The sequence below is a fragment of the Geodermatophilus maliterrae genome, assembly GCF_041018925.1.
In the GTDB taxonomy this organism is placed as follows: domain Bacteria; phylum Actinomycetota; class Actinomycetes; order Mycobacteriales; family Geodermatophilaceae; genus Geodermatophilus; species Geodermatophilus maliterrae.
In genome coordinates, this window is record NZ_JBFNXQ010000059.1 from 1 (window position 1) to 17,945 (window position 17,945).

19 protein-coding genes and 4 tRNA genes are annotated in these 17,945 nt (G+C 73.9%); 11 read left to right on the forward strand and 12 right to left on the reverse strand.

All coding sequences use genetic code 11. From position 1 onward, the window contains the following. Positions 1-7: 7 nt before the first annotated feature. From ABQ292_RS17075 to ABQ292_RS17090, 4 genes are read right to left on the reverse strand one after another with little or no spacing between them, the layout of a single operon-like run. The gene (locus tag ABQ292_RS17075; protein ID WP_369208554.1) at positions 8-865 is read right to left on the reverse strand and encodes an ABC transporter ATP-binding protein; all 858 of its coding nucleotides are present in this window, start codon (positions 863-865) and stop codon (positions 8-10) included. Next, entirely contained in the window at positions 862-1,899 is a 1,038-nt protein-coding gene (locus ABQ292_RS17080) for an ABC transporter ATP-binding protein (protein ID WP_369208556.1), read from the reverse strand. The genes ABQ292_RS17075 and ABQ292_RS17080 overlap by 4 nt, the downstream gene beginning before the upstream one ends. Then, a complete protein-coding gene (locus tag ABQ292_RS17085) occupies positions 1,889-2,887 on the reverse strand; it encodes a branched-chain amino acid ABC transporter permease (RefSeq protein WP_369208558.1) in 999 nt (332 codons plus the stop codon). Before ABQ292_RS17085 ends, ABQ292_RS17080 begins: the two co-directional genes overlap by 11 nt. Before the next feature lie 3 nt (positions 2,888-2,890). Further along, positions 2,891-4,231, reverse strand: coding sequence for a branched-chain amino acid ABC transporter permease (locus ABQ292_RS17090; RefSeq protein ID WP_369208560.1), 1,341 nt, complete (start codon positions 4,229-4,231; stop codon positions 2,891-2,893). Positions 4,232-4,422: 191 nt separating this feature from the next. On the opposite strand from ABQ292_RS17090, the gene ABQ292_RS17095 reads away from it, so the two are divergent. Then, positions 4,423-5,067: a GNAT family N-acetyltransferase gene (locus ABQ292_RS17095; RefSeq protein ID WP_369208562.1), complete on the forward strand. Its 645-nt coding sequence runs from the start codon at positions 4,423-4,425 to the stop codon at positions 5,065-5,067. A 75-nt stretch (positions 5,068-5,142) separates the two neighbouring features. Here the strand turns inward: ABQ292_RS17095 and ABQ292_RS17100 are convergent, their stop codons facing one another. Further along, positions 5,143-5,547 carry a PaaI family thioesterase gene (locus ABQ292_RS17100; RefSeq protein WP_369208564.1) on the reverse strand — a complete coding sequence of 135 codons (405 nt, stop codon included), beginning with the start codon at positions 5,545-5,547 and terminating at the stop codon, positions 5,143-5,145. A 200-nt stretch (positions 5,548-5,747) separates the two neighbouring features. On the opposite strand from ABQ292_RS17100, the gene polA reads away from it, so the two are divergent. Both polA and ABQ292_RS17110 read left to right on the forward strand, forming a co-directional pair. After that, a complete protein-coding gene (polA, locus tag ABQ292_RS17105) occupies positions 5,748-8,501 on the forward strand; it encodes a DNA polymerase I (RefSeq protein ID WP_369208566.1) in 2,754 nt (917 codons plus the stop codon). A gap of 13 nt (positions 8,502-8,514) precedes the next feature. Next, on the forward strand, positions 8,515-9,108 hold the full coding sequence (locus tag ABQ292_RS17110; RefSeq protein ID WP_369208568.1) for an AAA family ATPase: 594 nt from the start codon (positions 8,515-8,517) through the stop codon (positions 9,106-9,108). A gap of 21 nt (positions 9,109-9,129) precedes the next feature. Here ABQ292_RS17110 and ABQ292_RS17115 read toward each other — a convergent pair whose 3' ends face one another. Further along, positions 9,130-9,969 (reverse strand): class I SAM-dependent methyltransferase, encoded by an 840-nt coding sequence (locus tag ABQ292_RS17115; protein ID WP_369208571.1) that lies wholly within the window; start codon positions 9,967-9,969, stop codon positions 9,130-9,132. 215 nt (positions 9,970-10,184) lie between these two features. On the opposite strand from ABQ292_RS17115, the gene rpsA reads away from it, so the two are divergent. Beyond that, a complete protein-coding gene (gene rpsA / locus ABQ292_RS17120) occupies positions 10,185-11,651 on the forward strand; it encodes a 30S ribosomal protein S1 (protein ID WP_369208573.1) in 1,467 nt (488 codons plus the stop codon). Positions 11,652-11,787: 136 nt separating this feature from the next. Here rpsA and ABQ292_RS17125 read toward each other — a convergent pair whose 3' ends face one another. Next, positions 11,788-12,054: a hypothetical protein gene (locus ABQ292_RS17125; protein WP_369208575.1), complete on the reverse strand. Its 267-nt coding sequence runs from the start codon at positions 12,052-12,054 to the stop codon at positions 11,788-11,790. Between the two features lie 154 nt (positions 12,055-12,208). On the opposite strand from ABQ292_RS17125, the gene coaE reads away from it, so the two are divergent. Further along, positions 12,209-12,823, forward strand: coding sequence for a dephospho-CoA kinase (coaE, locus tag ABQ292_RS17130; RefSeq protein ID WP_369208577.1), 615 nt, complete (start codon positions 12,209-12,211; stop codon positions 12,821-12,823). Positions 12,824-12,936: 113 nt separating this feature from the next. Here the strand turns inward: coaE and ABQ292_RS17135 are convergent. The 4 genes from ABQ292_RS17135 to ABQ292_RS17150 form a co-directional block, all read right to left on the reverse strand. Beyond that, a tRNA-Val gene (locus tag ABQ292_RS17135) sits at positions 12,937-13,008 on the reverse strand. Positions 13,009-13,051: 43 nt separating this feature from the next. Continuing rightward, positions 13,052-13,122: transfer RNA gene (locus ABQ292_RS17140), tRNA-Cys, on the reverse strand. A 43-nt stretch (positions 13,123-13,165) separates the two neighbouring features. After that, a tRNA-Gly gene (locus ABQ292_RS17145) sits at positions 13,166-13,238 on the reverse strand. 67 nt (positions 13,239-13,305) lie between these two features. After that, positions 13,306-13,755 (reverse strand): SsgA family sporulation/cell division regulator, encoded by a 450-nt coding sequence (locus tag ABQ292_RS17150; RefSeq protein WP_369208579.1) that lies wholly within the window; start codon positions 13,753-13,755, stop codon positions 13,306-13,308. Positions 13,756-13,892: 137 nt separating this feature from the next. On the opposite strand from ABQ292_RS17150, the gene ABQ292_RS17155 reads away from it, so the two are divergent. From ABQ292_RS17155 to ABQ292_RS17170, 4 genes are all read left to right on the forward strand, one after another. Further along, on the forward strand, positions 13,893-14,543 hold the full coding sequence (locus ABQ292_RS17155) for a sigma-70 family RNA polymerase sigma factor (protein WP_369208581.1): 651 nt from the start codon (positions 13,893-13,895) through the stop codon (positions 14,541-14,543). After that, on the forward strand, positions 14,540-15,439 hold the full coding sequence (locus ABQ292_RS17160) for an anti-sigma factor domain-containing protein (RefSeq protein WP_369208583.1): 900 nt from the start codon (positions 14,540-14,542) through the stop codon (positions 15,437-15,439). The genes ABQ292_RS17155 and ABQ292_RS17160 overlap by 4 nt, the downstream gene beginning before the upstream one ends. A gap of 14 nt (positions 15,440-15,453) precedes the next feature. Further along, positions 15,454-15,927 (forward strand): TIGR02611 family protein, encoded by a 474-nt coding sequence (locus ABQ292_RS17165; RefSeq protein ID WP_369208585.1) that lies wholly within the window; start codon positions 15,454-15,456, stop codon positions 15,925-15,927. A 26-nt stretch (positions 15,928-15,953) separates the two neighbouring features. Next, positions 15,954-16,025 (forward strand) — tRNA-Val (locus ABQ292_RS17170). A gap of 58 nt (positions 16,026-16,083) precedes the next feature. Here ABQ292_RS17170 and ABQ292_RS17175 read toward each other — a convergent pair. Beyond that, on the reverse strand, positions 16,084-16,638 hold the full coding sequence (locus ABQ292_RS17175; protein WP_369208587.1) for a dihydrofolate reductase family protein: 555 nt from the start codon (positions 16,636-16,638) through the stop codon (positions 16,084-16,086). A 231-nt stretch (positions 16,639-16,869) separates the two neighbouring features. Between ABQ292_RS17175 and ABQ292_RS17180 the strand changes: the two genes are divergently transcribed. Then, positions 16,870-17,250, forward strand: a complete 381-nt coding sequence (locus tag ABQ292_RS17180) for an HNH endonuclease (protein ID WP_369208589.1) — start codon at positions 16,870-16,872, stop codon at positions 17,248-17,250. Between the two features lie 37 nt (positions 17,251-17,287). Then, complete coding sequence (locus ABQ292_RS17185) at positions 17,288-17,827, forward strand: MOSC N-terminal beta barrel domain-containing protein (RefSeq protein ID WP_369208591.1); 540 nt, start codon at positions 17,288-17,290, stop codon at positions 17,825-17,827. Positions 17,828-17,945: the final 118 nt, after the last annotated feature.

Sequence of the window (17,945 nt, forward strand, 5' to 3'; positions counted from 1 at the left end):
CAGGCGTTCACGTCGCCTTGGCGAGGGTCCCCAGGTAGAGCTCGATGACCTTCGGGTCGGTCATCAGCGAGCGGCCGGTGTCGGTGTAGGCGTTGCGGCCCTGGTCGAGCACGTAGCCGCGGTCGCAGATCTGCAGGCAGCGACGGGCGTTCTGCTCGACCATGATGATCGAGACGCCGGTCGCGTTGATCCGCCGGCAGCGGATGAACACCTCGTCCTGGTAGGCCGGTGAGAGGCCCGCGGACGGCTCGTCGAGCAGCAGCACCGACGGGTCCATCATCAGCGCGCGGCCCATGGCGACCATCTGCCGCTCGCCGCCCGACAGGGAGCCGGCCTTGCCCTTGCGCCGCTCGCCGAGCAGCGGGAACAGGTCGACGACGTACTCGAAGCGCTCCTTGAACGTCTTCGACCGCAGGTAGACGCCCATCTGCATGTTCTCCTCGATGGTGAGCGAGGGGAACACGTTGTTGTTCTGCGGCACGTAGCCGACGCCGAGGGACACCAGCCGGTGCGCGGGGGCCGAGGTGATGTCCTCACCGCGCAGCGTCACGTTCCCCGACCGGACCGGGATGAGCCCGAACAGCGTCTTGAGCAGCGTCGACTTCCCGGCCCCGTTGGGGCCGATGATGCCGACGAGCTCGCCGTCCTGCAGGTAGAAGTCGCAGCCGCGCAGGATGTTGACCCCGGGCACGTAACCGGCGACCAGGTCGTCGGCGCGCACCAGGGCACCCTCGGCCAGCCGCAGGTGCTCCTCGCGGGTGGCCGCCTTCTCCGCGGGGGTGAGCTCGGTCGAGCCCGCGGCGGCCTCGTCGGCCCGGGTGACGTCCTCCCCGGACTCGTCGACGTCGAACAGCGGCTCGCTCATCGGTCGGCCTTCCCGGTGCTGGTGGTGTCGGTCCCGAGGACCTCGCCCTCGCCGTGCTCCTCACGGGCGATGCGCGCCTCCGCCTCGGCGAGGACCCGGTCCTCCTCCTCGACGGTGAGCGGCGCGTCGTGGTGGGCGCCGAGGTAGGCGTCGACGACGGCCTGGTTCTGGCTGATCGACTCCGGCGGACCCTCGGCGATCACCCGGCCGGCGGCCATGACGACCACCCAGTCGCTGATGTCGCGGACGACGTCCATGTCGTGCTCGACGAAGATGACCGTCATGCCCTCCTCGCGGAGGTCCTTGACGTGGCCGAGCAGGCTCTGCGTCAGCGCCGGGTTCACCCCGGCCATCGGCTCGTCGAGCATGACGACCTTCGGGTCGCTCATCAGCGCGCGGGCCATCTCGAGCAGCTTGCGCTGACCGCCGGAGAGGGTGCCGGCGAACTCGTCCTTCTTGGCGTCGAGCTTGAACCGCCGGAGCAGGTCCATCGCCTTCTCGGTGTTGGCCGTCTCCTGCTTGCGCCAGGTGCCGGGCACCAGCGCCCGCAGGAAGCTCTCGCCGCGCTGGCCCTGCGCGCCCAGCAGCATGTTCTGCAGGACGGTGAGCCGGGACAGCGCCTTGGTGAGCTGGAAGGTGCGGACGACGCCGAGCCGGGCGACCTGGTGCGGCGCCAGCTTGCCCAGCGGCTTGCCGTCGAAGCTCCACGTGCCGGTGTTGGGCTGGTCGAACCCGGTGAGCAGGTTGAACAGCGTCGTCTTGCCGGCGCCGTTGGGTCCGATGAGGCCGGTGATGCCACCCCGCTGGATCTCCAGGCGGTCGACGGACACCGCGGTCAGGCCACCGAAGGTGCGGGTGACGTTCTCGACGACGACGACCGGGTCGGGCTTGGCGACACCCACCTCCCAGGGGACGTCGCGCAGCGCGGTCTGCGCCACCCGCCGCGGCGGGCCGGCGGCCGGGGAGCCCACGTCCAGCGACGCGGCGTGCGCGCCGGTGGGGGTGTCGTCGGCGGGCTGCTTCTCAGCGGGCATCGAGCATCACCTCTCGTCGGTCGCCGAAGATGCCCTGCGGCCGGAAGACGAGCAGCAGCATCAGGCCCAGCCCCACCAGGACGAACCGGATCTGCGCCACGTCGGTGGCCGACAGCAGCCCCTCCGGGATGACGCCGTTGGTGATCAGTGCCCGCAGACCGGTGTCGGCGAACTGGATCACGAACAGCAGGATGACCGCGCCCACGACCGGGCCGAGCACGCGCGCGGCGCCGCCCAGGATGAGCACGGTGTAGGCCAGGAAGGTGTTGGCGTTCTGGAACTGGTCCGGGTTCGCCGCGCCGGTGGCCACCACGTAGACCATGCCACCGAGGGCGCCCATGACGCCGCCGAGCACCAGCGACTGCATCTTGTACAGGTAGACGTTCTTGCCCAGGGCGCGGACGGCGTCCTCGTCCTCGCGGATCGCCTTGAGCACCCGCCCCCACGGGCTGCGCATGAGCAGCCACACGAGCAGGCACAGCAGGCCGACCAGCAGCCAGCCCACGAGGGCCACCCACAGCTCGCCGCCGCTCCAGCGGGTGCCGAGGATCGGGTAGCGGCGGCTGGTGTCCCACGGTGCGAGGCCGATGAAGGCGCCGTTGAACGCGGCCAGCCCGCGGGTGCCCCCGGTGACGGGGCTGGCCGACACCGACCGGAAGAGCAGTCTGAGCCCCTCGGCCGCGGCGATGGTGGCGATGGCCAGGTAGTCGGCCCGCAGCCGCAGCGTCGGCAGGCCGAGCAGCAGCGCCAGGACGACGGCGGCGGCGATGCCGATGAGCACGCCCAGCCAGAACGGCAGCCCCCACTGGGTCACCGAGATGGCGATGCCGAAGCCGCCGAGCATCGCGAACCCGATCTGCCCGAAGTTGAGCAGGCCGGTGTAGCCGAAGTGCACGTTGAGGCCGATGGCCAGCAGCGCGAAGAACACCGCCTGGAAGCCGAACGCCGACTTGCCGGCGACGGCCAGTGCGTTGAGGAGGTCGCCCATGGCTCAGCCGATCCGTGCGCGGCTGCCCAGGATCCCCTGGGGCCGGATGACGAGGATGACGATGAGGAGCAGCAGCCCGCCGACGTACTTGACGTCGTTCGGGATGACCAGCGTCGACATCTGCACGAAGACGCCGACGATGACGCTGCCGACGAGGGCGCCGTAGGCGGTGCCCAGACCGCCGAGGGTGACCCCGGCGAACATGAGCAGCAGCAGCTGGAAGCCCATGTCCCAGCGGACCTGGTCGGACAGGCCGAGCAGCACGCCGCCGAGCGCGGCCAGGGCGCCACCCATCATCCAGACGACCAGGATCACCCGGTTCACGTTGATGCCCGAGGACGCCGCGAGGTCGCGGTTGTCGGACACGGCCCGCATCGCCTTGCCGATCTTCGTGCGCTGCAGCATGACCGCGACCAGCACCAGGACGACGATCGAGATGACGATCGACACCAGCGACTGGTTGGTCAGGCGGAACAGGCCGTAGTCGACCGCTCGCGAGGTGCCGAGCCCCGAGTAGGGGTTGGAGAACCCGCCGTACACGATCTGGATGATGTAGCGCAGCAGCAGCGACAGGCCGATGGAGACGACGAGCGCGGCGATCAGCCCCGTGCCGCGCCGGCGCAGCGGCCGCCACAGACCCAGCTCGTTGAGCGCGCCGAAGGCCGCGCCGCCGATCATCGCGATGATCCCCGCCGGGATGATCGGCACGCCGAGGCCGGTGTTGACCCACCAGGCGAACAGCGCGCCGATGGTGACCAGCTCGCCGTGGGCGAAGTTGGTCAGCCCGGTGGTGCCGAAGATCAGCGACAGGCCGACCGCGGAGATCGCGATCAGCAGGCCGAAGCGCAGCCCGTCGACGAGCAGCTGGACGGCCTCGACGTTGCCGCTGCCGGCGCCCTGGCTGCCGTCGTTGAGGCCGAACTGCACCGGTTGGCGCCGTCCGGCGTCGACGGTGACCGTCCGGCTGTCCTCGCCGGTGAGCACGACGCCGTCGGGCAGTTCCTCGGCGTCGATGGAGACGGTGTACTGGCCGGGCCCGGGGACGTCGATGGCGAACCGGCCGTCCTCGTCGGTCTCGACGCTGTCGACCTCGTCGCCGGTGGCGGTCGCGACCGTCACCTCGACGCCCTCGATCGGGCCGCTGCGACTGGTCTGCAGCGTTCCGATGACCTGCTCGCCCCCCTGGGCGCTCGCGGTCCCGGGGACCAGGACGACCAGGCCGGTCGCGGCGACGAGGACCAGCAGGAGCCGCAGCAGCACCTTGTGCGCGGCCGTCCCGGGGCCGGAGCGGATCGCGCTCCGGGCCTCCCCGGTCCGCCCGGCACGGGCTGACGGGTGCCTCACACAACCTCCCAGGTCGTGGCAGTGGAGCCCGGACGGTAACCCAGGCCCGTTGCGTCGCCGTTCCCTGTCGCCGAGCTGTGACCGAAGCGCGACACGCCCGCGGTGTCACTCCCGTCCCACGACCGGCGCGTCGGCCCGGTCGGCGGGCGGCCCGGGTGCACGCTCCTCCCACCGTCCAGGGGAGGGCTCCCGTGTCAGGAACCGGTCAGCGGTCCCGCGTGGTGACGCGCACGGCGCGTGCCGACGACCTGCCCGCCGTCCTCGCGCTGGTGCGCCAGCACCGCGTCGAGGCACACGCGGAGGGGGTGCTCACCGGGCAGACACCGGGTGCCGCGGCCGCCGCGGGTTTCCGCCGGCTGCTGGCCGACCCGGGGTACCGCGTCGTGATCGCCGTCCTCCCGGGGGCCAACGCGCCCGACCCGGGTGCGGCGCGGACGGGGGAGGTGGCCGTGGGGCTCGCCGTGCTGGGGCTCGACCCGCTGTCGGCGCTGCTCGGCGTCCCGCAGGTCACCGTCGACAACCTCGTCGTCCACCGCGACCACCGGCGCCGCGGTGTGGGGGCCGCGCTGCTGGCCGCGGCCGCGGCGCACGCCGGGGACGTCGGCGCCGACCACGTCGTGGCCGCCGTCGGCGGGCACGAGGCCGAGCGGCAACGCTTCTTCGCCCGCATGGGCTTCGCGCCGCTCACCGCCCGCCGGATCGTCCCCCGCGAGACGCTGGTCCGGTCGCTGGCCGCCTGGCAGCGCGGGGGCGTCCCCGCGCCGCGGCGGCAGGTGCCCCACCGCCGGCCCCTGCCGCGGGTGCTCCCGGGCCTCGGCGCCACCGCCGAGGCCTGAGGCCCGCCGCAGGTACGAGGACCCCTACCCCCACCGCTCGCGGGCTCGCGGCGGGACCCTGCGAGGGGGCCGGGCTCAGGCCGGCGCGATCGCGCAGGTCAGCCGGGCGCTGGCGGTGGGCCGGCCGCACCCGTCGGTGACCTCGATGAGGAAGGTCGCCAGCGTCCGGCCGCGGCGCACCGGCGTGCAGACGGCGGTGACGGTGCCCTCGGTGGCCGGGCGCAGGTAGCTGGCGTTGAGCTCGACGCCGACGGCGCGGTTGCCCGGGCCGGCCCCGATGACGGCCGCCCAGGAGCCGATGGTCTCCACCAGCGAGCAGGTGGCGCCCCCGTGCAGCAGGCCGAAGGGCTGCTCGTTGCCCGACACGGGCATCGTCGCCACCAGCCGGTCGGGGGAGTAGTCGACGACCTCGATGCCGAGCTTGTCGTCGAGCGGGCTGCGCGCGTCCTGGGGGATCCAGGCCGGGGGGGACGTCGTCACGCCCGGCACGGTAGCCAGCCGCGGCCCCGCTGCAGGGAGCCGACCCGAGCGTGCGAGCGGTGGGGGTAGTGGCGGCCCCGGTGCAGGGTCCCGCTGCGAGCGTGCGAGCGGTGGGGGTAGTGGCGGCCCCGGTGCAGGGTCCCGCTGCGAGCGTGCGAGCGGTGGGGGGCACCGGGGTCCTTTCTCTAGGATCGGCGGCGATGTCCGCTCCGGTGACCACCTCCGCGCCCGCCGCCTCGCCGTCCGCCGGTGCCCAGCCCGCCCCGCCCCGGCCGCGGCTGCTGCTCCTCGACGGGCACTCGCTGGCCTACCGGGCCTTCTTCGCCCTGCCGGTGGAGAACTTCTCCACGACGACGGGCCAGCCGACCAACGCCGTCTACGGCTTCACGTCGATGCTGATCAACGTGCTGCGCGACGAGCAGCCCACGCACCTGGCGGTGGCCTTCGACGTCGGGCGGCAGACCTTCCGCAGCGAGATCTACGCCGAGTACAAGGCCAACCGCACCGAGAGCCCCACCGACTTCCGCGGCCAGGTCAGCCTCATCCAGGAGGTGCTCGCGGCGCTGCACGTCCCGGTGATCACCGCGCCCGGCTACGAGGCCGACGACGTCATCGCCACGCTCACCGTGCAGGCCGTCGAGCAGGGCATGGACGTGCTCATCTGCACCGGTGACCGCGACGCGCTGCAGCTGGTCAACGAGCACGTGACCGTCCTCTACCCGCGCAAGGGCGTCTCCGACCTGACCCGGTTCACCCCCGAGGAGGTCGAGGCCAAGTACGGGCTCAGCCCGGCCCAGTACCCCGACTTCGCCGCGCTGCGAGGGGACCCGAGCGACAACCTGCCCAGCATCCCGAGCGTGGGGGAGAAGACCGCGGCCAAGTGGGTCCGCGAGTACGGCTCCCTCGACGAGCTGGTCGACCGGGTGGACACGGTCAAGGGCAAGGTCGGCGAGAAGCTGCGCGAGCACCTGTCGTCGGTGCTGCAGAACCGCCGGCTCACCGAGCTGGACCGCTCGGTGGCCCTCGACCTCGGCCCGCAGGACCTCGCCGTCCGCGCGTGGGACCGCAACGAGGTGCACACCCTCTTCGACAACCTGCAGTTCCGGGTGCTGCGCGACCGGCTGTTCGCCACGCTGACCAGCGCCGAGCCCGAGGTGGACGGCGGCTTCGACGTCACCGCCGACGACGTCCCGGCCGGGCAGCTGTCGGCCTGGCTGGACGCGCACGCCCGCACCGGGCGCACCGGCGTCGTCTTCCGGGGCACGTGGGGCCGGGGCACCGGCGAGCTGACCGGCCTGGCGCTGGCCGCGGGCGACGACCACGCCGTCTTCGTCGACGTGGGCCCGGACCTCGACGTCGCCGACGAGCGGGCGCTGGCGTCGTGGCTGGCCGACCCGGCCGCCGGGAAGGTCGCGCACGACGTCAAGGGGCCGCTGCTGGCGGTGTGGGCCCGCGGCTGGGACCTGCAGGGCCTGGTCAGCGACACCGCGCTCGCGGCCTACCTCGCGCTGCCCGGGCAGCGCTCCTTCGACCTCGCCGACCTCGCCGTCCGCTACCTCAGGCGCGAGCTCAAGGACGACGCGGCGCCCGAGCCGCAGCTGACCCTCGACGGGATGGGCCCGAGCGAGGCCGACCTCGCCGCCGAGGCCGCGCACGCCGACGTCCTCAAGGCCGTGGCGGTCAACGACCTCTCCGACGCGCTCGAGCAGGTGCTCGGGCAGAAGGGCGGCGACCACCTCCTCGGGGAGATCGAGCTGCCGCTGACCCGGGTGCTGGCGGGCATGGAGCAGCGCGGCATCGCCGTGGACGTCGACCTGCTGACCGAGCTGCAGCGCGAGTTCGCCGAGGGCGTGGCCGCCGCGGCCGCCGCGGCCTACGCCGTCATCGGCCGCGAGATCAACCTGGGCTCGCCCAAGCAGCTGCAGGCGGTGCTCTTCGACGAGCTCGGCCTGCCCAAGACCAAGAAGATCAAGAGCGGTTACACCACGGACGCCGAGGCGCTGACCTCGCTGCTGGCCTCGACCGGGCACCCGTTCCTCGAGCACCTGCTGCGCCACCGCGACGTCACCCGGCTGCGCACGGTCATCGACGGGCTCATCCCGATGGTCGACGACGGCGGCCGCATCCACACCACCTTCCAGCAGACGATCGCCGCCACCGGCCGGCTGTCCTCGATCGACCCGAACCTGCAGAACATCCCGATCCGCAGCGCCGAGGGTCGCCGCATCCGGCAGGCCTTCGTCGTCGGCCGGGGCTACGAGTCGCTGATGACCGCCGACTACAGCCAGATTGAGATGCGGATCATGGCCCACCTGTCGGAGGACGCCGGCCTGATCGAGGCCTTCACCTCGGGGGAGGACCTGCACTCCTTCGTCGCGTCGCGGGCCTACGACATCCCGATCGATCAGGTCGACCCGGAGATGCGCCGGCGGATCAAGGCGATGAGCTACGGCCTGGCCTACGGGCTCTCCGCCTACGGGCTCGCCCAGCAGCTGCGGATCTCCCCGGAGGAGGCGCGCGAGCAGATGCACGCCTACTTCGAGCGCTTCGGCGGGATCCGCGAGTACCTCGACGGCGTGGTCGACGACGCCCGGCAGACCGGGTACACCGAGACGACGCTGGGCCGCCGGCGCTACCTGCCCGACCTCACCAGCGACAACCACCAGCGGCGTCAGATGGCCGAGCGGATGGCGCTCAACGCCCCGATCCAGGGGTCGGCCGCCGACGTCATCAAGGTGGCCATGCTGGGCGTCGAGCGCGCGATCGAGGCCGAGGGGCTGTCCTCGCGGATGCTGCTGCAGGTGCACGACGAGCTCGTGCTCGAGGTGGCGCCGGGGGAGCGGGAGGCGCTGGAGACCCTGGTCCGCCGCGAGATGGCCGGGGCCGCGCGGCTGTCGGTCCCGCTGGAGGTCTCGGTCGGCCTGGGCGCCAGCTGGGACGCCGCCGCCCACTGAGGAGAGGACCCCGGTGCCCCCCGTGCCCCGCACGCTCGGCACGGGCCCCTGCACCGGGGCCGGGCCGCTGCCCCTGGGCGTGCAGCGGGTCCTGGTCGCCGGCAGCCCCGGTGCGGGCAAGACGACGCTGGCCCGTGAGCTCGCCCGGCGGCTCGGCCTGCCGCACACCGAGATGGACGCGCTGTTCCACGGGCCCGGCTGGGTGCCGCGTCCGGAGTTCGAGGCCGACGTCGACGCCCTGCTCGCCTCGGGCCGGTGGGTGACGGAGTACCAGTACCCGTCGGTGCAGCCGCGGCTGCTCGCCGCCGCCGAGGCAGTCGTCTGGCTGGACCACCCCTGGTGGCTGGTCGCGGGGCGGCTGGCCCGCCGCACCGTCGTGCGGGCGGTGGACCGGCGACCGCTCTACAACGGCAACACCGAGCAGGTGCGGAACTGGGCGCGGCCGTCGCACCCGCTGTGGGTCGTGAACGGACGGGGGTTCGCGGCGATCCGGCGGAGCAACGCCGTGGCGTTCCGTGCCGCCGCGCGGACGCGTGGGCTGGTCGTCGTCCGGCTGCGCGGCGCACGGGCGGCGGACCGCTGGCTCGCCGCCCAGCCGCAGGGCTGACCGTCGAGCTCAGGTCGAGGGTCAGGGTCGGTGCGCCACCAGGACGAGCGTGCCCGGGACCAGGGCCCCGCGGGCCGGCGACCACTGGCCCCACACCTGCGTGCGGCCCGGCGTCCACTCCGGCTCGACCAGGTCGTCGAGGACCAGCCCGGCACCGACGACGGCGCGCACCCAGTCACCGACGGTGCGGTGGTGCTCGACGTAGACGGTGCCCCCCTCGCCGTCGGTCTCCACGTAGGGGCGGCGGTCGAAGTAGGACGACACGACGCACAGGTCGTCGGGGTCGGGGGAGTCCGGCAGCGGCCAGCGGAACGGGTGGTTCACCGAGGCGGCCACCCGCCCGCCCGGCCGCAGCACCCGCGCGACCTCGGCCAGGGCGCCCTCGACGTCGGCGACGAACGGCAGCCCGCCGAACGCCGAGCAGACGACGTCGAACGAGGCACCGGCCAGCGGCAGCGCGCCGACGTCGGCCTGCAGCAGGGGGACGCCGATCCCGGTGGCGCGGCCGAGCCCGGCGGCACGGGCCAGCATCCCGGCGGAGAGGTCGAGGGCGACGACGTCGGCGCCGGCGCGGCGCAGCCACCGGGCGCAGGGCGCCGAGCCACAGCCGACCTCGAGCACCCGCCGCCCGGCGACGTCGCCGAGCAGGTGCGCCTCGGCCTCGCGCAGTCCCTCCGGGCACCAGAGGAAGTCGACGTCGCCCAGGTCATCGCCGTGCTCGGCGAGGTAGGCCGGCGCCGCGGCGTCCCACCAGCCGCGGTTCGCGCGCACCGACTCGGCCGTCCCGGCGGTGCGGCGCTCGACGCCCCCGGCCGCGGGGTAGCCGTCGGGACCGAGGGGGAGAGCGGGCGGCGGGGGCATGACACGCCGATCGTGACACGCCGCGGAGGGTGGGCGGAGGTCGCCCACCCAGGTGGACCCGCGTGCGCTCGCGTCCGTACCATGGAGCAGCGCCAGAGGTCTGTCAGTGCTGTACCCGCAAGGGATCGGCCCGCGCCGGCTCTCCCCGCCACCCGCGGTCACCCGGCCGCGGTACCCCCGTCCCTACGCACCCCCCGTCCGGAGCACTCGACCACATGACCTCCACCCAGGTCCGTCCTGACAGCACCCCCCAGATCGCGGTGAACGACATCGGCACCGCCGAGGACTTCCTCGCCGCGATCGACCAGACGATCAAGTACTTCAACGACGGCGACATCGTCGAAGGCGTCATCGTCAAGGTCGACCGGGACGAGGTGCTGCTGGACATCGGCTACAAGACCGAGGGCGTCATCCCCTCGCGCGAGCTGTCCATCAAGCACGACGTCGACCCCAACGAGGTCGTCAAGGTCGGCGACGAGGTGGAAGCCCTCGTCCTCCAGAAGGAGGACAAGGAAGGCCGCCTGATCCTGTCCAAGAAGCGCGCCCAGTACGAGCGCGCCTGGGGCACGATCGAGGCCAAGAAGGAAGCCGACGAGGTCGTCACCGGCACCGTCATCGAGGTCGTCAAGGGCGGTCTCATCCTCGACATCGGCCTGCGCGGGTTCCTCCCCGCCTCGCTGGTCGAGATGCGCCGCGTCCGCGACCTGCAGCCCTACGTGGGCCGCGAGCTCGAGGCGAAGATCATCGAGCTCGACAAGAACCGCAACAACGTCGTCCTGTCCCGCCGGCAGTGGCTGGAGCAGACGCAGTCCGAGGTCCGCAGCGAGTTCCTCAACAAGCTCGCCCGCGGCCAGGTGCGCACCGGCGTCGTCTCCTCGATCGTCAACTTCGGCGCGTTCGTCGACCTGGGCGGCGTGGACGGCCTCGTGCACGTCTCCGAGCTGTCCTGGAAGCACATCGACCACCCCTCCGAGGTCGTCGAGGTGGGCCAGGAGGTCACCGTCGAGGTCCTCGACGTCGACCTCGACCGCGAGCGGGTCTCCCTGTCGCTGAAGGCGACGCAGGAGGACCCGTGGCGTCAGTTCGCCCGCACCCACCAGATCGGCCAGGTCGTGCCGGGCAAGGTCACCAAGCTGGTGCCCTTCGGCGCGTTCGTCCGGGTCGACGAGGGCATCGAGGGCCTGGTCCACATCTCCGAGCTGGCCGAGCGGCACGTGGAGATCCCGGAGCAGGTCGTGCAGGTCGGCGACGAGATCCTGGTCAAGGTCATCGACATCGACCTCGACCGGCGCCGGATCTCGCTGTCGCTCAAGCAGGCCAACGAGGGCGTCGTCGGCGACGAGGAGCAGTTCGACCCCGCCGCCTACGGCATGGCCGCGGCCTACGACGACCAGGGCAACTACATCTACCCCGAGGGCTTCGACCCGGAGACCGGGGAGTGGCTCGAGGGCTACGACGAGGCCCGCGAGACGTGGGAGCGGCAGTACGCCGAGGCCCAGGCCCGCTTCGAGGCGCACCGCAAGCAGATCGCCGCGGCCCGCGAGGCCGACGCGGAGGCTGCGGCCGGTGGCAACTACTCCTCCGGCGGTGACACGGCCAGCCCCGAGGCTCCGTCGGGCGGCACGCTGGCCAGCGACGAGGCACTCGCCGCACTGCGGGCCAAGCTCGCCGGTGGGGAGTGACCTGCTGACCGCACGCTGACGGTCGCAGAGACGACGGAGACCCAGGACCTGCGAGGTCCTGGGCCTCCGTCGTGTCCGGGGACGGACAGGGGGAGCGGCGCCCGCCCGGCTTCCCCGACCGGGCGGGCGCCGCGGCTCAGAGGCTGAGGATGATCGCGAAGGCCGAGCGCGGCCGGCCGCCGGCGGCGGCCAGGCCCTGCCAGGTGTGCCGGCCGGCGGGCGCGGCGTCGAGCAGCCAGCGGAGGAAGGTGCGGCGCGACGGAGCCGCCTCGCGCAGGGCCAGGCGCTCGCGGACGGCCGGCAGGTCGGCTACCCGGATCCCGCCCGCGCTCCCCATCCGGTGCCGGCCGGCGGCGCGCGAGCGCGGAGCGACCGACGGGGGAGCGGTGCGGGTCTGCGACATCGGGGTGCCTGCCTTCCTGGGCTGCGGTCTGGCGGGGGATCGCCGAGGCGGACGTTATGAGCTGTGACGGGTGTGACTGGTGCGACGCGCCGGGCAGGACGGACGGCTGTTACCCGTCCGTGACCGCGGACGGCGTGCTGGCTACCGTCCGTGCATGCTGCGGATCGGGTTGACCGGTGGGATCGGGTCGGGCAAGAGCACGGTGGCGGCACTGCTCGCGGCCCGCGGCGCGGTGGTCGTCGACGCCGACCGCATCGCCCGTGAGGTCGTCGAGCCGGGCACGCCGGGTCTCGCGGCCGTCGTCGGCGCCTTCGGGCCCGGCGTGCTCGCCGCCGACGGCTCGCTGGACCGGGCCGCGCTGGCGTCGATCGTCTTCGCCGACCCCCAGGCCCGGGCGCGCCTGGACGGCATCGTGCACCCGCTGGTGCGGGCGAGGGCGCGGGAGGTCATCGAGCAGGCCGACCCGGACGCCGTCGTCGTCCAGGACGTGCCGCTGCTGGTGGAGACCGGGCAGGCCGGCGCGCACGACCTGGTGCTCGTCGTCGAGACCGACCTCGGGACCCGGGTGGCCCGGCTGGTCCTGCGGGGCCTCGGCGAGGACGACGCGCGTGCTCGGATCGCCGCCCAGGCCACCGACGAGCAGCGGCGGGCGGTGGCCGACGTCGTCCTGGACAACAGCGGCGGACCCGAGGGGCTGGCCGAGCAGGTGGACCGCTTCTGGACCGAGCGCGTCCTCCCGCGCACCAGGGGAACGGCCGGTGACCCCTGACCGGCGGCTCCGCGACGCCCGCCGGGCGGCCGACCGCCTGCCGGAGCTCCGGGAGGAGATGACCCCGGGAACGGATCAGGGCCCCAGGTCGACGACCTGGGGCCCTGCTGGTGTGGGCGATACTGGGTTCGAACCAGTGACCTCTACCGTGTCAAGGTAGCGCTCTACCACTGAGCCAATCGCCCGAGTCCGGTCTGCCGACCGGCCCGCTCCACCGGCGCGGAGGCGAGGTGGAGACGGGATTTGAACCCGTGTAGACGGCTTTGCAGGCCGTTGCCTCGCCTCTCGGCCACTCCACCGCACACACGGGCGCCGGTCTCGCGACCAGCGCCCGAGGTCCCGAGCGGACGACGGGATTCGAACCCGCGACCCTCACCTTGGCAAGGTGATGCTCTACCAACTGAGCCACGTCCGCGTTGCTGTCGTACGGAGGGAACCATACCCGACCTCGGGGAGCCCCTTCACGGGGGGTCCCCCGCAGGTCAGCGCGCTCCGGGGTCGGCGCCGCCGTTGGACAGCAGGGCGGCCAGCTCCTCGTCGACGCCGAGAGCGGCCGTCTCCTGACCGGTGGGCACCAGCGTCTCGGTCCGCTGCAGGAAGGCGGCCACCGTCGCCCGCGACAGTTCGAACAGCGCCTCGCCCGAGGGCGCGCGCAGGTGCAGGTACAGGACGTCGCCGCTGGTGCGGGCCGGCCACAGGCGCACGTCGCCGTCCCCGGCGGGGCGCTCGAGGCCGGCGGCGAGCAGCTCGCGGCCGAGCAGCCAGGTGATGCCGTCGTCGGCCCCGTCGTCGGCGTCCCCGAAACCGATGCGCACGGCGAACGGGTCGTCCACCGCGTAGCGGAGGACCGCGGGGACCTCGGTCCAGGACGTCGGACCGACCAGGTGCAGCGTCGTGGGGACGGTGTACCCGAGGGGAGCTCGGTGGGCCATGACGTGTAGAACGACCGGGGCCGCCGGATGTTGCGCGCTCTCCTCCCCGGGCGTGTCGCCCGTCCGGGTGCTCCCGCCGGAGCCGTCCCGGCGCGGTGAACCGAGGTGACTGCAGCGCACGAACGCGCCGTGTGACGATGGGAGCCGTGACGCGCCCGGCACGACGTCCGGAGGGCGACTCCGGTGACGCGGACCTCGTGTCGCGGGTGCGCGCCGGCGAGCGGGGTGCTGTCGACGACCTCTACGACCGGTTCCGCCGGCCGGCGTTCGCCCTGGCGCGCCGCATCCTGGCCGACGACACCCTCGCCGAGGACGTCGTCCAGGACGTGTTCCTCAGCGTCTGGCGCGATCCGCACGCCTACGACCGGGCGCGCGGCAGCTTCTCCTCCTGGTTGATGGCGATGGTGCACCACAAGGCGGTCGACGCGGTCCGGCGCGAGGAGTCCCACCGGCGCCGTCTGACGCGCGCCGAGGACGACCTGGCGCTGACCGCCCCGACCACCGCGCGGGACGTCGAGGACGAGGCGTGGGCCCGCGTGGTCTCCGAGCGGGTGCGCACCGCGCTCGGGACGCTGCCCGACGCCCAGCGGGAGGCACTGACGCTGGCCTACTACGGCGGCTACACCCAGCGGGAGGTCGCCGCGCTGACCCACGCCCCGCTGGGGACGGTGAAGACGCGCATGCTCGCCGGCATGCGCCGTCTCAAGGAGGAGCTCGGAACGGTGGCCGGTGCCACGGCCGGGGGCGCGCTGAGCGGTCCCGCGGCAGTCGACGGAGGCGCCCGGTGAGCGCGCGTCCCGACTCCCACGAGCCCTTCGACGAGCTCGCCGTGGGCTGGGCGCTGCACGCGCTCGAGCCCGAGGACGAGACCGTCTTCGGCGCCCACCTGCCGCAGTGCCCGCGCTGCGCGCGCACGGTCGCCGAGACCTCCGAGGTGATGTCCGCGCTGGCCTCCGACCTCCCGCCCGCCGAGCCCTCCGCGGACCTGCGCGACCGCCTGCGGGCCGCCGTCGAGCGCACCGAGCAGCTGCCACCGCCGGCCGGGGTCCAGGACCCGGCCCTGACCGAGCCCGGCCTGCCGGCGCCGACCGGCCCCGCGGCGTCCGGCCCGGCCGCGGGCCGGCGGCGGACCGACCGTCCCGCGGCCACCGGTCTGCCCGCCTACCGGGCACCGGCCGAGGACCCCGAGCGGACGGCGTGGCGGCGGGTGGTGCCGAACGCGCTGGTGGCCGCCGCGGTCGCGGCGATCCTGGCGCTGGGCACCTGGAACGTCGTCCTCGGGTCGGCGCGCGACGAGGCGCAGGCGGTGGCCGCCGAGCGGGCCGAGGTCGTGGAGGCGCTGCTGCAGCCCGGCCGGGCGACCATCGCCCCGGTCACCGACGACGACGGCCAGTCGGTGGCCACGGTGGTGGCCCGCGACGGCCAGGTGCAGGTGGTCAGCCACGGCCTGCGGGTCAACGACAGCAGTGACAGCACCTACGTGGTCTGGGGCCTGCAGGGGGAGGCCCCCGAGGTGCCCCTCGGCACCTTCGACGTCGTGTCCCCACGAACGGACCTGCGGACCGTAGGCTCCGCGTCGACCGGTCTCGACGACTACGAGGCCTACGCCGTCAGCATCGAGCCCGGTCGTCAGGCTCCGTCGGAACCGACGGACGTGGTGGCGATTGGGCAGGTGACCAGCTGAGCGGACAGGACACCGTGTCGCCGGTCCCTCGGGAACGGCGGGCACGACCGACCGCGGCGGAGCGGCGGGAGCACTTCGCGCAGGACGGCCACCACAGCCTCCGCGAGCGGGTCGCGGGGACCCGCTGGCGCACGCGGGTGGCCGCCCGTCGGTCGATCGACCACGCCTACCGGCTCGGCGTCGGCATCGTCGGCGGCCTGGTCGTCGCGGTCGGCCTGGTCACCATCCCGCTGCCCGGACCCGGGTGGCTCACCGTCATCGCCGGCCTGTTCGTGCTCGCCACCGAGTTCATGTGGGCCGAGCGGCTGCTCGAGTTCACCAAGCGCCACGTGAGCGCCTGGACCGAGTGGCTCGGCCGCCAGCGGGTGTGGGTCCGGCTGGGCGTCGCGGCGCTGACGGCGGCGTTCGTCTACGGCGCGCTGGTCGTCGGCCTGCACGTCATGGGCGTCCCCGACTGGGTGCCGGGGTGGGTGCCGCTCTGGCGCTGAGCGTCTGGCATCATGGACGCCGCAGCGGGCGATTGGCTCAGTGGTAGAGCGCTTCGTTCACACCGAAGAGGTCACTGGTTCGAACCCAGTATCGCCCACGCACGCCGGAGGGCCGGGCTCCCGAACGGGAGCCCGGCCCTCTCGCCGTCCCGGGGGTCAGCCGGCAGCGGGCCCGTAGGTCAGGTGCGCGACGCCGTTGCTCAGGGCGTCGGCGCCCAGCAGCGACAGCTTCTGCGAGGTGCCCTCCGGGAACAGCCGGATGCCGGTGCCCACGGCCAGCGGGTAGACGTAGAGGTGCAGCTCGTCGACCAGGCCGTCGGCGACCAGCGCCCGCACGAGGGTGGCGCTGCCGCTGACGTAGAGGTCGCCGTCCTCGCGCTCCTTGAGCTCCCGGATGCGGCCGGCGTCGTAGCCGCCGAGCACGCCGGAGTTGCGCCAGACCGACTCGGCGTCCTCCAGCGTGGAGGAGACGACGTGCTTGCGGGTGTCGTTGAAGAACGGCGCGCCGGGGTCGTCCTCCACGGTCCGCGTGGACCAGGCCGGCGCGAACATCTCGAAGGTCGTGCGCCCGAGCAGGATGCCCGAGGCCGCGCCGGTGAGCGCGCCGATCGAGTCGGACAGGTCGTCGGGGAAGCCGTAGTCGACCGTCCACATCGGGACGTCGACGACCCCGTCGACGGTGGTGAACTCGTGCACCTTGATCGCGCCCATGTCGTGCTCCTCGTCAGGTCGGTGACCGGGTCTCGTGCGCCCGGCGGCTCGGTCGTGGAGGAGACGACGGCCGACGCCGGAACTCATCGGTGGTGGCGCGCCGACCCTGCCACGATGCCCTGGTGACCGGCGGGGGAGCCCGACCAGGGGTTCGACCCCGACGCCGCCTGGGGGAGCGGCCGGCCCGACCTCGCCCACCGCCGTGCGCGGATCGGGCGCACCATGGGGGAGATGGCACTGGACAGGGCCGCTCGCCTGGAGGCGGCCGTGGAACGGGACGGCCCCACCTGCATCTGGTGCGGCCGCGCGCTCTCCGGGCAGGTGACCCCGACGACCGAGCACGTCGTCCCCCGGGTCAAGGGCGGCCCCTCGTGGCTGGAGAACGAGGTCGCCGCCTGCCGTCGCTGCAACACCGAGCGCGGGCACACCGCGCCGGTCGAGTGGCTGGAGGAGTGCCTGCGCCGGGGCTGGCCGGCCGACGAGGAGCGCCTTGGCCGGGTGCTCGGCGAGCTGGCCGAGGCGATCGCCGTCCGCGGTGGCCAGCGGCGGGCCCGGCCCTACCTCGACGCGCAGCTGCGCCGGCTGCGCCGCCGCAGCGGGCAGGCCGCCTGAGCGACGCGGTTGCTACAGCCGCCGTAGCGTGGTGGTCGTGACAGCGGGCACGGTCGTGACGGTCTCGGTCTACCCGGTGCGCGGGTGCGCCGGGAGGTCGCTGCCGCGGGCCGACGTCGGTCCCGCGGGCCTGGCCGGCGACCGTGCGTGGGCCGCCGTCACCGGCGCCGGCCGGCAGCTGCGCGGCAAGGACGCACCCGCGCTGGCCGGTGTCCCCGCCACCGGCGACCCCGCTGCCGACGCGGCCGCGATCACCGCCGCGCTCCGGGAGCCGGTGCACCTCGAGCCGCTGGGCAGCCGGCCCGACGGCGGAGCGGCGGTGCACCTGGTCTCGCGGCAGGCGCTCGACCGCGCGGCGGCCGGCATCGTCCCGGCCGGGTGCGGCGCCGACGACCCGCGCGCCAACCTCGTGCTGGACCTGCCCGGCGACGACGAGCGCGGCTGGGTGGGCCGGCGGCTGCGGCTGGGCTCGGCCGTGCTGGAGGTCACCCGCCTGCCGAAGCACTGCCTGGGCGTCTACGCCGAGGTGGTGCAGCCGGGCACGGTCGCCGTCGGCGATCCCGTCACGACGGAGTAGCCGGGCCCTCGTCACGGTGTCGGGTGGCCCGGGCGCGGCGGACGGGCTCGTTACGCTGACCGGTGCCCGTCCGGACCGGACGGACGACGACCCGCACCCCGAGCGACCCCCAGGAGAC